This window comes from Actinoplanes sp. NPDC049802 (assembly GCF_040656595.1).
In the GTDB taxonomy this organism is placed as follows: Bacteria; Actinomycetota; Actinomycetes; order Mycobacteriales; family Micromonosporaceae; genus Actinoplanes.
Genome location: NZ_JBFAMR010000135.1, coordinates 1 through 11,850, shown reverse-complemented (window position 1 = coordinate 11,850; position 11,850 = coordinate 1). Strand labels below are relative to the sequence as shown.

At 70.8% G+C, this 11,850-nt stretch carries 11 protein-coding genes; 8 read left to right on the top strand and 3 right to left on the bottom strand.

Annotation, left to right across the window (positions count from 1 at the left end):
* Window positions 1–116: 116 nt before the first annotated feature.
* On the bottom strand, window positions 117–539 hold the full coding sequence (gene arfB / locus AB0I88_RS40120) for an alternative ribosome rescue aminoacyl-tRNA hydrolase ArfB (RefSeq protein ID WP_361037351.1): 423 nt from the start codon (window positions 537–539) through the stop codon (window positions 117–119).
* 123 nt (window positions 540–662) lie between these two features.
* On the opposite strand from arfB, the gene AB0I88_RS40115 reads away from it, so the two are divergent.
* The 4 genes from AB0I88_RS40115 (at window position 663) to thrS (ending at window position 5,898) form a co-directional block, all read left to right on the top strand.
* Window positions 663–1,976, top strand: coding sequence for a pitrilysin family protein (locus tag AB0I88_RS40115; RefSeq protein WP_361037349.1), 1,314 nt, complete (start codon window positions 663–665; stop codon window positions 1,974–1,976).
* Window positions 1,973–3,313, top strand: a complete 1,341-nt coding sequence (locus AB0I88_RS40110; RefSeq protein ID WP_361037347.1) for a pitrilysin family protein — start codon at window positions 1,973–1,975, stop codon at window positions 3,311–3,313. Before AB0I88_RS40115 ends, AB0I88_RS40110 begins: the two co-directional genes overlap by 4 nt.
* A gap of 115 nt (window positions 3,314–3,428) precedes the next feature.
* On the top strand, window positions 3,429–4,427 hold the full coding sequence (locus AB0I88_RS40105) for an endonuclease/exonuclease/phosphatase family protein (protein WP_361037346.1): 999 nt from the start codon (window positions 3,429–3,431) through the stop codon (window positions 4,425–4,427).
* Between the two features lie 238 nt (window positions 4,428–4,665).
* Window positions 4,666–5,898 (top strand): threonine--tRNA ligase, encoded by a 1,233-nt coding sequence (gene thrS / locus AB0I88_RS40100; RefSeq protein WP_361037345.1) that lies wholly within the window; start codon window positions 4,666–4,668, stop codon window positions 5,896–5,898.
* Here thrS and cimA read toward each other — a convergent pair.
* Complete coding sequence (gene cimA, locus AB0I88_RS40095) at window positions 5,865–7,451, bottom strand: citramalate synthase (protein ID WP_361037343.1); 1,587 nt, start codon at window positions 7,449–7,451, stop codon at window positions 5,865–5,867. The genes thrS and cimA overlap by 34 nt on opposite strands.
* A gap of 255 nt (window positions 7,452–7,706) precedes the next feature.
* Here cimA and AB0I88_RS40090 point away from each other — a divergent pair, with 255 nt between their 5' ends.
* Window positions 7,707–8,450 (top strand): tyrosine-protein phosphatase, encoded by a 744-nt coding sequence (locus AB0I88_RS40090; protein ID WP_361037341.1) that lies wholly within the window; start codon window positions 7,707–7,709, stop codon window positions 8,448–8,450.
* 237 nt (window positions 8,451–8,687) lie between these two features.
* Here the strand turns inward: AB0I88_RS40090 and AB0I88_RS40085 are convergent, their stop codons facing one another.
* Window positions 8,688–9,629, bottom strand: a complete 942-nt coding sequence (locus AB0I88_RS40085) for a 3-methyladenine DNA glycosylase (RefSeq protein WP_361037339.1) — start codon at window positions 9,627–9,629, stop codon at window positions 8,688–8,690.
* Between the two features lie 133 nt (window positions 9,630–9,762).
* Here AB0I88_RS40085 and AB0I88_RS40080 point away from each other — a divergent pair, with 133 nt between their 5' ends.
* From AB0I88_RS40080 to AB0I88_RS40070, 3 genes are read left to right on the top strand one after another with little or no spacing between them, the layout of a single operon-like run.
* Complete coding sequence (locus tag AB0I88_RS40080) at window positions 9,763–10,692, top strand: ABC transporter ATP-binding protein (RefSeq protein ID WP_361037337.1); 930 nt, start codon at window positions 9,763–9,765, stop codon at window positions 10,690–10,692.
* Window positions 10,689–11,531, top strand: coding sequence for an ABC transporter permease (locus tag AB0I88_RS40075; RefSeq protein ID WP_361037335.1), 843 nt, complete (start codon window positions 10,689–10,691; stop codon window positions 11,529–11,531). Before AB0I88_RS40080 ends, AB0I88_RS40075 begins: the two co-directional genes overlap by 4 nt.
* Window positions 11,532–11,538: 7 nt before the next feature.
* Window positions 11,539–11,781, top strand: a complete 243-nt coding sequence (locus AB0I88_RS40070) for a helix-turn-helix transcriptional regulator (RefSeq protein ID WP_361037333.1) — start codon at window positions 11,539–11,541, stop codon at window positions 11,779–11,781.
* Window positions 11,782–11,850: the final 69 nt, after the last annotated feature.

The window sequence follows — 11,850 nt, the reverse complement described above, 5'->3', positions numbered from 1 at the left end:
AGAGGGCCGTCCCCGAAACATCTCGATCAGCATTTCGTGCAGGTGCGACGGCATGACAATTACCGTACCGCTAGTTGCTCCATGAAGCTAGGCACTGGACAGGTGTGCATGAGCTGTCAGTCGAAGTCCTTGCCGCGGCCGCGCTTCACCTGGGCGCGGCGCTTCTTGTCGGCGATGCGCCGCTCGACCGCGCCGCGGGTCGGTTTCGTGGCGCGGCGCTGACGGGGTGGCGGAGCGATGGCGGCGGCCACGACGGAGGCGAGCCGGGCCTCGGCGGCCTCGCGGTTGCGCAGCTGCGAGCGGTGCTCCGAGGCTGTGATGGTCAGGACGCCGGCGACCAGGCGGCCGCCCAGCCGGTCGACGGCTCGTTCACGCAGTGTGGGTGAGAGCACCTCGGAGGCGGCAAGATCCCAGGACAACTCGACCCGCGAGTCGGTCGTGTTGACGCCCTGGCCGCCGGGGCCGCTGGAGCGGGAGAACCGCCAGCTCAGCTCCCCCTCGGGGATGAACAGGCCAGGCCGAATGAGTACGTCAGCCATGAGGTCCCTTTTCCCTGAGCACGCCGTCGAACACGGCGCCCAGCATCGCACCCGCGGTGATCACGCGCCATCGGGATTATCCGGCCGCGCCGGAATCGTCCGCGACAGGGCAAGATTGGTCGGGTGACGTCACCAACCGCACCGGTCGCCACGACCGGGTATCCGTGGCCCATTGAAACCACGCGGCTAGCGAACGGCCTGCGCGTCGTCGTCAGCGAGGACCGGACGGCGCCGGTCGTCTGCGTCAACCTCTGGTATGACGTCGGCTCCCGGCACGAACCGCCGGGCCAGACCGGGTTCGCGCATCTCTTCGAGCACCTGATGTTCGAAGGCTCGCAGCACGTGAAGAAGACCGAGCACATGAAGCTGGTGCAGGGTAACGGCGGCTCGCTGAACGCGACGACCAACCCGGACCGGACGAACTACTTCGAGACCATGCCCTCCGAGCACCTGGAGTTGGCGTTGTGGCTCGAGGCGGACCGGATGGGCGGGCTGGTTCCGGCGCTGACCCAGGAGACGCTGGACAATCAGCGCGAGGTGGTGAAGAACGAACGGCGCCAGCGGTACGAGAACGTGCCGTACGGCGACGCCTGGCTGCGCCTGCTGCCGCTGCTCTACCCGCAGGGCCACCCGTACCATCACGCCACGATCGGGTCGATGGAGGATCTGAACGCCGCGGACCTGGCCACCTTCAAGGCGTTCCACCAGCAGTATTACGCGCCGAACAACGCGGTTCTCACGGTCGTCGGCGACACCGGCGCCGCCGAGGTGTTCGCCCTGGCGGAGAAGTACTTCGGGGCGATCGCCACGGTGCCGGACATCCCGGCGGCTCCGGACGGCGCGTTGCCCGGCCCGGCCGGTGAGCCGGCCCGGGAGGACGTGACGGCCGCGGTGCCCGCCCCGCGGATCTACCTCTCGCACCGGACCTATCCCTTCGGGACCAAGGGGTACGACGCGGTCACCGTCCTCGCCACGGTGCTCGGCAACGGGCGGGGCAGCCGCCTCTACCAGCGTCTCGCCGACGGCGCCCGGATCGCCCAGCCGGACTACATCGGGGCGTACGGCGTGGATCTGGCGCACGCCCCCGCCCCGCTGATCATCACGGCCACCGCGAAGGACGGCGTCTCCCTGGAGACCCTGGAGGCCGGCCTCGCCGACGTGGTGCGGAGCCTGATCGACGAGCCGGTCACCGACGACGAGCTGAACCGGGCGAAGGCGCTGCTGACCACCGCCTGGTGGCGGCAGGTGTCCACGGTGGGCGGCCGGGCCGACACCCTGGGCCGGTACGCCACCCAGTTCGGTGATCCGGCCGCGGCCGCCGAGCGCCTGCCGCAGTGGCTGGCCGTCACCGCCGAGGACGTCACCGAGGCGGCGAAGGAAGTGCTGCGCCCCGAGTCCCGTGTCACCCTCACCTACGTTCCCGGGGAGCAGTCATGACCCTCGTCACCTCCCGCCCGGCCCCGGGCGCCGCCCGGCCGTACGCGTTCCCGGCCGTCCGCCGGATCTCCGCGCACGGCGGCACCGTGATCGCCGCCCACCTGCCGGGCCAGCTGCTGGCCAGCGCGGTCCTGCTGCTGGACGCCGGCGCGGCCCGGGAGACCGAGGGCCGGGAGGGCACCGCCACGGTGCTCGCCAAGTCGCTGGAGGAGGGCACCCGCAAACGCGATTCGGCGGCGTACGCCTTGGCGCTGGAGGGCCTGGGCGCGGAACTCGCCCCGTCGGTGGACTGGGACGCGTTCCGGGTCGGTGTGTCGGCGCCGGGCCCGCTGCTGGCCGCCGCGGTCCGGCTGGCCGCAGAGGCCGTGCGGACCCCGAAGCTGGACCCGGCGGATGTGACCCGGGTCCGCGACGACGAGGTGACCGCCCTGCGGATGGACTGGGCGCAGCCCGGCCCCCGGGCCGACGCCGCCCTGCGAGGCGACCTGTTCGGCACCGACGGGCGCTACCGCCGTCCCCTGCACGGCGACCCCACCTCGGTGGCCGCCGTGACGGTCGACGACGTGCTGGCCTTCCACGAGGCGTGGCTGCTGCGGCCGGGTGTGCTGCTGGTCGCCGGCGACCTGGGCGGGCTGGATCTGGACGCGCTGGCCGAGGCCGCTTTCGGGGGCACCTCCGGTGAGCCGCTGGAGCCGGCCGGACCGCTCGGGGTGGTGTTGCCGGAGCGACGCCGCACGATTCTGGTGGACCGGCCCGGCTCGGTGCAGTCGACGCTGCGGCTGGGCCACCGGGCGCCGGAGCGGGCGACCCCCGACTACGTGCCGATGACGCTGGCCGCGACGGTGCTGGGCGGGGCGTTCACGTCCCGGCTGAACCATCTGATCCGCGAGGTGAAGGGGTATACGTACGGCATCCGCGGGTCGTATGCGATGACGCGCCGTTCGGGCCGGTTCGAGGTGGCGGCCGGGGTGCAGACCGCGGTGACCGCCCCGGCGATCCGGGACACGCTCGGCGAGATCGCGCGTACCCAGGCCGAGGGCGTGACCGAGGCGGAGCTGGAGGTGGCGCGTTCCTGGCGGGCCGGGCAGCTGTCGGTGGAGATGCAGACTCCGGGGGCGATCGCCGGCGCGCTGGCCACCCTGGTGGTGCACGGCCTGCCGGACGACTACTACGAGACGCTGCGCCGGGAGTACCTGGAGGCGACCGTCGAGCAGGTGTCGAAGGCGGCCGCCGATCACCTGGCCGCCGACCGGCTGACCCTGGTCGTCGAGGGTGACGGAGCGGTGATCCGGGACGAGCTGACCGAGTTCGGCGACCTGGCCGACGCCGAGGTCTGACGTCTGCCGGTTCGGGGCCGTGCGCGTCACGGCACCGAACCGGCATGATCATCGAAGATGTGACGTGGGCCGCGTCGGCCACGGCCGGTGGCAGGGGCCGGATAACGTCGCGGCCATGACGATCACCGACGCGCCGCCGGCTGCCCGCCCGGCCCGGCGCCGCCGCCGAGTCGTTCTCACCGTCCTGCTCTGGCTGTCGCTGATACCGGCGGCGGTCTGGTTGCTGGCGCGCACCTCCGGGTGGGAGGCCGGCTACTCGGTCATGCTTCTGGCGTTCACCCCGTACGTCGCGTTGTGGACCTTGATTCCGCTCGCCGCGTCGCTGATCGCCCGCCGGTGGGCGGCCGCCGCGGTGGCGGCGCTGACCGCGTTCGCTTTCGCGGTGGCCGTGGTGCCGCGCGCCCTGCCGGATTCGGACAGGGGCCCGGCCGACGGTGTGGAGCTGCGGGTCATGACGGCGAACCTGTTGTTCAGCGGCGCCGACCCGGCCGAGATCGTGAAGCTGGTCCGGGACAACGACGTGGACGTGCTGGCGGTGCAGGAGTTCACCGAGCGCGGGCAGAACGCGCTGAAGACGGCCGGTCTCGAGGAGATCCTGCCCTACAACCAGCTCGCCCCGGAGTGGGGCGCGAGCGGCTCCGGTCTGTACTCCCGTCACCCGTTCGCCGAGCAGGCCGCCAAACGCAACGACGGCGGTTTCCAGCAGGCTCACGCCGCGGTTCAGGTGCCGGGCGCCGGGACGATCTACGTCGAGTCGGTGCACCCGCTGGCCCCGGCGGATCCGGCCATGATCTCCGGCTGGTCGGCGGATCTTCGGGAGCAGGTGCCGGCCGACGGCGGGCTGCCCAAGATCCTGCTGGGCGACTTCAACGCGACACTCGATCACAAGTTGCTGCGCGATCTGATCGCCACCGGTTACCGGGACGCCGCCGACGCCGTGGGCGAGGGCTGGACCGGCACCTGGGGGCCGTACGACGGGGATCCGATCCCCCCGGTCACCATCGACCACGTGCTGGTCGACGAGCGGATCGGGGTGAAGGATCTCAAGGTCTTCCCGGTGGCCGAGTCCGATCACCGCGCGGTGATCGCCTGGGTGACGGTGCCCGCCGCATGATCACGATCCGTCCGGTCGGCCCGGCGGACGCCGGGGAGTCGTCGGCCGCTCGCCGAAATCGGCTCGCCGCGCGTGGCGGCGCCGCCTAGTCTCGTGGGCATGATGCTGAGCTCGATCACGACCACGCCGGGATGTCCCGGTGTGGCGATCGCGCTGAGCTGACAGCGACGACCACGGCCCCGGGCGACCTGCCCGGGGCTGTGTCGTTCCGGGGTCCCCGTTTCGAAGGAGACCCACGATGTCCGTCGACCACCGCCGGCTCGGCCGCGAGCTGGACCTCTTCGACTCCGACCCGCTGATCGGCGCCGGCCTGCCGTTCTGGTTGCCCGGCGGCGCGGCCGCCCGCCGCGAGATCGAGTCCTATCTGTACGAACTGGAGCGCCGCGCCGGCTACCGGCACGTGTACTCGCCGGCGATGGGCAGACGCCGGATGTACGAGCTGTCCGGTCACTGGGCGAACTTCGCCGACGACATGTTCCCGCCGATGCGGGTCGGTGAGGACGAGCTGGTGCTGCGTCCCAGCCTGTGCCCGCATCACGCCTTGATCTTCCGGGCGCGCGGTCGCTCGTACCGTGATCTGCCGTTGCGGATCGCCGAGCTGGGGCCGATGTTCCGGGCGGAACGCTCGGGGGTGGTGGGCGGCCTGTCCCGGGTCCGGTCGATGCTGCTGAACGACGCGCACATCTTCTGCGCCGAGGACCAGGCCGGCGCCGAGGTGGCCGGGGTCCTGAGCCTGATGCGCCGGGCGCACGCGGCACTCGGCATGGGCCCGGTCTCCTACCGGCTCTCGCTGCGCGGCCCGGGAAAGAAGTACGGCGGCGACGACGCGATGTGGGCGCGGGCCGAGGCACTGCTGCGCGGCGCTCTCGCCGACGAGCGGATCCGGTACGCGGAAGCACGCGGTGAGGCGGCCTTCTACGGTCCGAAGATCGACATCCAGGTGGCCGACCCGTCCGGCCGGGAATGGACCCTCGCCACCGTTCAGGTCGACTACCACCAGCCGCGGCGGTTCGAGCTGGAGTACGTGGACGCGAACGGCGGCCGGCAGCGCCCCGTCATGGTGCACCGCAGCCTGGCCGGGTCGATGGAGCGGTTGTTCGGGCATCTGATCGAGGTGCACGAGGGGGCGTTCCCGGTCTGGTACGCCCCGGTCCAGCTGGCGGTGCTGCCGGTCGGCGCCGGCCAGGACGAGGCGGCCGGCGGGTTCCTGCGGGACGCGCTGGACGCGGGTCTCCGGGCGGAGGCCGAGCGCGGCGGATCGGTCGGCGCCCGGGTGCGCAAGCACCGGAAGGTTCCGTACCTCGCGGTGATCGGCGCCCGGGAGGCCGCCGACGGCAGTGTGGCGTTGCGGCCGCGGGACGGCGGCCGGCCGGTCCCGATGCCGCGCGCGGAGGCGATCGCCCTGATCGGAGCGGCCGCCTCCGCGGGACGAGACGGTCAGGCGGGAGCGGATGCCCGGGACAGGCCGTAGGTCAGGGCGTCCACGAGGGCCGTCCAGCTGGCCTCGACGATGTTCTCGTGGACGCCGACCGTGGTCCACTCGCGGTTGTGCTCGCTGGTCCCCAGCAGCACCCGGGTGATCGCGTTGGTGCCGTGGCTGCCCTCCAGGATCCGCACCTTGAAGTCGGAGAGCTCGAACGTCTTGAGTTGCGGGTAGTGGTTGGCGAGGGCGGTGCGCAGCGCCTCGTCGAGGGCGTTGACCGGGCCGTTGCCCTCGGCCGTGGCGATCACCCGCTCGCCGCGGACCCGGATCTTGACGGTGGCCTCGGAGATGACCGCGCCGTCCTCCCGGTGCTCGACCAGCACCCGGTACGACTCCAGGGTGAACGGTTCGGCCACGTGAACGCCGGGCAGTTCGTTGCGGACCAGCAGCTCGAAGGAGGCGTCGGCGGCCTCGAAGGACCAGCCTTCGGCCTCCAGGTCCTTGACCCGCTGGGTCACCTTCGACAGGGTGTCGGGGTGGCCGGCCAGGTCCAGTCCGAGCTCACGGCTCTTGAGCTCGATGCTGGCCCGGCCGGCCATCTCGGTTACCAGGATCCGCATGTCGTTGCCGACGACCGATGGGTCGATGTGGTTGTACAGCAGCGGATCCACCTTGATCGCGCTCGCGTGCAGGCCCGCCTTGTGGGCGAACGCCGCGGCCCCGACATAGGCCTGGTGGGTGTCGGGGGCGATGTTGGCGATCTCGGCGAGCGCGGTGGAGACTCGCGTCGCCTTCTCCAGGCATCCGTCCGGTAGGACTTTCAGCCCGAGCTTGAGTTGCAGGTTGCTGACCGTGGCGAACAGGTCGGCGTTGCCGGGGCGCTCGCCGTACCCGTTGGCCGTGCACTGGAAGTGCTTCACACCGGCCTCGACCGCGGCGACGGTGTTCGCGACCGCGCAGGCGGTGTCGTTCTGGCAGTGGATGCCGAGCCGGTCGGCGCTCACCCCGGTACGCTCCACCACCTCGTCGATCGCCTTGGTGATCATCGAGGGGAGCATGCCGCCGTTGGTGTCGCACATGACGACGCGCTCGGCGCCCGCGTCGGCAGCCGCCCTCACCACACTCGCCGTATAGGAGGGGTCGTGGCGGAAGCCGTCGAAGAAGTGCTCGCAGTCGACGAACACGCGGCGCCCGTTGGCGATCAGGTGCCGCACCGTGTCCCGGACCATCTCCAGGTTCTCGTCACCGGTGGTGCGCAGGGCCCGTTCGACGTGCCGGATGTCGGACTTCGCCACCACGCAGACGGCCGGCGTGCCGGCATCCAGAAGGGCTTTGACCTGTGCGTCGTCGGCGACGTCCACGCCCGCCTTGCGGGTCGAACCGAACGCCACGAGCACCGCGTGCCGCAGCTCCAGTTCGGTCTTCGCCCGTTCGAAGAACTCGGTGTCCTTGGGCATGGCGCCGGGCCAGCCGCCCTCGATGAAGCCCACGCCGAACTCGTCCAGCAGGCGTGCGACAGCGAGTTTGTCGGCGACCGTGTAGCTGATTCCCTCACGCTGCCCGCCGTCGCGCAGAGTCGTGTCGAACACCTGGTAGTCCATCGGGGAAGTCCTTTCCGTCGGCACCCACTGCAACAACAAAAAGACCCCCCGCGGATGCGGGAGGTCTGCGCGTCGGCGAGAGAGTCAGCCGGCGCGCTAGGTGCGAATAATCAGCACGGAGTGGGTCACGGTTGCCAAGCATGCCACGGGGTAGCGCAGTAGACGCCGGAAATCCAATAGCTGAGACGCAACGTACCGGCAAGAGTGACGAAATCGACCGGTGAGCCGATCGTCGGCGGCGGCTAGGTTGGAGGCGTGGTGGCCGAATCGTATTCACGAAACCTGCCCTTCTCCAAGGCGTACAACTTCCGTGACGTGGGCGGCTACGCCGGCCTCGACGGGCGCCGGGTGCGCTGGCGGCGGCTTTTCCGGGCCGACTCGCTGCACCGGCTGCGGGGAGACGACGCCGAGGCCTTCGCCGCCCTCGGGATCCGCACGGTGATCGACCTGCGCCGTCCGTTCGAGGTGGAGAAGTTCGGCCGGGTCTCCGAGGAACACGGCGTCGACTACCGGAACCTGGTGCTGCGGCACGTGGACTGGGTTGATGTCGAGCACCCCGAGGACGCCGTGCACGAGCGCTGGCTGGCCGACCGCTATCTGAATTTCGCGGAGGACGGCCGGGAGGGCATCGCCGACTCGCTGCGGCTGATCGCCGACCCGGAGGCGGCCCCGGTGGTCGTGCACTGCATGGCCGGCAAGGACCGGACCGGCACGGTGTGCGCGCTGACCCTCTCGCTGCTCGGCGTGTCCGACGAGGACATCGCCAACGATTACGCGCTCACCACCGCGGCGATGCGTCCCCTGACGGAGTTACTTCTGCGGACCAGCCCGGAGACGGTCGTCGGCAACGAGCACATGTTCGACTCGCCGGCCGAGGCCATGCACCTCTTCCTCGGCGACCTCCGTGACCTGCACGGATCGGTCGAGGCCTACGCCAAGGAGATCGGCATCACCGACGATGAGCTGGCCTCGCTGCGCTCGCACCTGCTCACTCCTTAGACGTACGAAAGATGATCTCACCCTGTCATGGGACTAGCTGGTATGGGACAACTAGCTATATGCTAGCCGCCAGGTCCGGTCCGGTGGCAACGATCCTTATCGCGGCAGCCGGGCCGGGCCCCCAGCCGGCCCACAGTGGAGTGCGTCCCCAGGAGACGGGCCGAGGCTGGGGGCGGTCACCGAAACGGCCGCCGGCCCGGTCCGGACGGTTCAGCGCGGAGCCGTCCGGGCCAGTGGTCAGCGCTGGTTGAAGGGCGCGACGGCCTCACGGTTCAGCGCGGCGGCCTCCGGCCCGAGCAGGGCCTCACAGACCCGGATCAGGCGGCTGCGCAGACCGGCCGCGCGGCGCGCCAGTTCGCGCTGGCGTGCCACGTACTCCGCCTTGCCCTCCGCGGTCTCGATCTTGACCGGGGGATGGCCGTAGGAGGTCAGATCGTAGGGACTCGCCTGCATGTCGAGCAGGCGGATCTCGCCGGCCAGGGCGAAGCAGTCCAGTGCCAGCGCCCCCGGGACGGCGGGGCCGAGCTTCTGCGCCCACTTGTGCACGTCCATCGCGGCGTGCAGGCAGCCGGGCTGGTCCAGGTCGACCTGGGTGGCGCGGGTGGGCTGCAGCCGGTTGAGCCCGACCGCCTCCGGGGTGAAGAAGCGGAACGCGTCGTAGTGGGTGCAGCGGATGGTGTGCTGCTCGACCACCTGGTCGGTGCCCTCCTGGCCCAGGCGCAAGGGCAGCTCGTGGCGGTGCTCCGAGTCGCGGTAGACCATGGCCCACTCGTGCAGACCGAAGCAGCCGGAGAAGACCGGGCGGGACGCGGTCGCCGTGAGCAGGCCGTGGATGTAGCGGATGCTCTCGGCGCGGGCGTGCAGAAACGCGTCCTGGTCGAGGGTGACGACGCCGTCCTCATACGCCAGGTAGAACTTCCAGCCGGCGTGCTCGGCCAGGCCGTCGGGCGCCGGTGACAGCCCGGTGCCGACTCCCGGGTGCCAGCGGCGCAGCAGCGACGGCCGGGTCCCGTAGTAGTCGTAGAGGAAGTCCTCGATGGCGTGCTTCTCGCCCGTCGCGCGACGGGCACGGTGGCCCGCGGTCATCTGGTCGGCGCGCTCCGAGTGCGCCCGGGCGAGGGGAATCCAGGTGACCGAGGGCAGCGTGGTGGTGAGTGCCCTCACCTGCTTGATCCCCATCGCACCAATGTATCTAGCCAAGGCGATCAACACGATCACCGTTTGGCGCGAATGAGTTCCGCCACGCGAAGTGGCACCAAAGACGTACGCCGATGTGTAGTACATGTACTACGAGTTTGATAGTGTGCTCGACATGACGGGATCGGTATTGGCCGCGGGTGCCGTGGCCGACACGCCGGGGGTGGACCCGGTCATCGAGGTCCGCGACCTCCGCATGTCCTACGGCGACAAGGAAGTGCTGGCCGGCGTCGACTTCACGGCCGTCGCCGGCGAGGTGCTGGTCCTGCTCGGGCCCAACGGGGCGGGCAAGACCACCACCATCGAGATCCTGGAGGGCTTCCGCCGGCGCTCCGGTGGCGAGGCGCGTGTGCTCGGCGTCGACCCGGAGCAGGGGGCGGAGCAGTGGCGGGCCCGCCTCGGGGTGGTGCTCCAGTCCTGGCGGGACCACAGCAAGTGGAGGGTCCGGGAGCTGCTGCACCACCTCGGCGGCTACTACGCGGAGTACTCCACGGCCTCGCGCCCGAGACCCTGGCCGGTCGACGAACTGCTCGACGTGGTCGGTCTGACCGAGTCTGCCGGCACCCGGATCGCCCGGCTCTCCGGTGGCCAGCGACGCCGCCTCGACGTCGCCATCGGCATCGTCGGGCGCCCCGAGCTGCTCTTTCTCGACGAGCCGACGGTCGGCTTCGACCCGGAGGCGCGGCGCGAGTTCCACGACCTGGTGCACCGGCTGACCGATGTGGACGAGACCACGATCATGTTGACCACCCACGACCTCGACGAGGCGGAGAAGCTGGCCGACCGCATCCTGATCCTGGCCCATGGGCGGATCGTCGCGGACGGCTCGGCCGACGAGCTGTCCCGGCAGGTGGCCGGTGAGACGGAGATCCGCTGGACGCGGGACGGGCAACGGTTCGTGCACTCGGCGGCGGACGCGACAGGTTTCGTGCGGGAGCTGTTCCGTCAGCACGGCGAAGCCATCGGCGACCTGGAGGTGCGGCCGAGCAGCCTCGAGGAGACGTATATGAAGTTGGTCCGGGAGGCCGAGGGGGGCACGCGATGATGCGAGTGGTGGGGCTGGGCCTGCGGCGCGGCCTGATCGAGTTGCGGCAGAGCCTGAGCAGCGGCACCGACCTGTTCGGGTACGCGTTGCCGGCCGTGTTCCTGGTGATCGCGCTGGTCTGGATGCGCGGCAGCACCATCCCCGGCACCGAGATGGCGCTGGGCGTGCACAGCCTGATCGGCTCGCTGGCCTTGCTCATCGTGGTCAGCGGATTCATGTCGATGATGCAGTACCTCTCGATGGACCGGGAGGACGGCACACTGCTGCGGGCCAAGGCCACACCGAACGGGATGACCGGCTACCTGCTCGGCAAGATCGTGCTGGTCGCCGGGGTGGCCGTGATCAGCTGCGCGTTCGTCCTGGTGCCCGGCCTCTTCCTGGTCGACGGTCTGACCCTGGGCGCCGACGGCGCGCTGGCCCTGCTCTGGCTGCTGCCGCTGGCGTTCCTGGCCACCATGCCGCTGGGCGCGGTGCTCGGCGCGCTCTTCGACAATCCGCGCCAGGCGTCGCTGGTGATGCTGCCGCTTTTCGGCCTCACCGCGGTCTCCGGCATCTTCTACCCGATCACCGCGCTGGCCGGCTGGGTGCAGGGCGTCGCGCAGGTCTTCCCGGTCTACTGGCTAGGGTTGGGCCTGCGATCGGCCTTCCTGCCGGACGCCCTGGCCGCCGCGGAGATCGGCGGTTCCTGGCGTCCCCTGCAGACGGCCGGGGTGCTGGTGGCGTGGGCGTTGGCCGGGCTGCTGCTGGCGCCGGGCATCCTGCGCCGGATGGCCCGCCGGGAGTCCGGTTCCGCGGTGGCGGCGCGGCGCGAGCGGGCGATGACCCGGATGACGGTCTGAAGGAGCCATGGGCAGCGAGATCACGTACAACCGGATCGCGATGCTGCGGGCGGAGCGCGGCATCACGCGGCGGCAGCTCGCCGACGCTCTCGGGGTGCACTACCAGACGGTCGGCTACCTGGAGCGCGGCGAGTTCAGCCCCAGCCTCCACCTGGCGCTGCGCATCTGTGGGTATTTCGAGGTGCCGGTGGAGGTGGTCTTCTCGCTGGAGCCGTTCCCGCGGCTCGGAGCCGAGACCCGACCGGCATAGGTTGTAGGGGTATGCCCGGCCGGCTGTCCGGGCCGGCTCAGCGTGGGCGATCAGGTGATCGGACGCGAA

What these genes read in the sequence shown, in the direction of transcription:
- arfB (WP_361037351.1), bottom strand. Translation starts at nt 539, where the DNA reads ATGGCTGACGTACTCATTCGGCCTGGCCTGTTCATCCCCGAGGGGGAG.
- AB0I88_RS40110 (WP_361037347.1), top strand. Translation starts at nt 1,973, where the DNA reads ATGACCCTCGTCACCTCCCGCCCGGCCCCGGGCGCCGCCCGGCCGTAC.
- AB0I88_RS40105 (WP_361037346.1), top strand. Translation starts at nt 3,429, where the DNA reads ATGACGATCACCGACGCGCCGCCGGCTGCCCGCCCGGCCCGGCGCCGC.
- thrS (WP_361037345.1), top strand. Translation starts at nt 4,666, where the DNA reads ATGTCCGTCGACCACCGCCGGCTCGGCCGCGAGCTGGACCTCTTCGAC.
- cimA (WP_361037343.1), bottom strand. Translation starts at nt 7,451, where the DNA reads ATGGACTACCAGGTGTTCGACACGACTCTGCGCGACGGCGGGCAGCGT.
- AB0I88_RS40085 (WP_361037339.1), bottom strand. Translation starts at nt 9,629, where the DNA reads ATGGGGATCAAGCAGGTGAGGGCACTCACCACCACGCTGCCCTCGGTC.
- AB0I88_RS40080 (WP_361037337.1), top strand. Translation starts at nt 9,763, where the DNA reads ATGACGGGATCGGTATTGGCCGCGGGTGCCGTGGCCGACACGCCGGGG.
- AB0I88_RS40075 (WP_361037335.1), top strand. Translation starts at nt 10,689, where the DNA reads ATGATGCGAGTGGTGGGGCTGGGCCTGCGGCGCGGCCTGATCGAGTTG.
- AB0I88_RS40070 (WP_361037333.1), top strand. Translation starts at nt 11,539, where the DNA reads ATGGGCAGCGAGATCACGTACAACCGGATCGCGATGCTGCGGGCGGAG.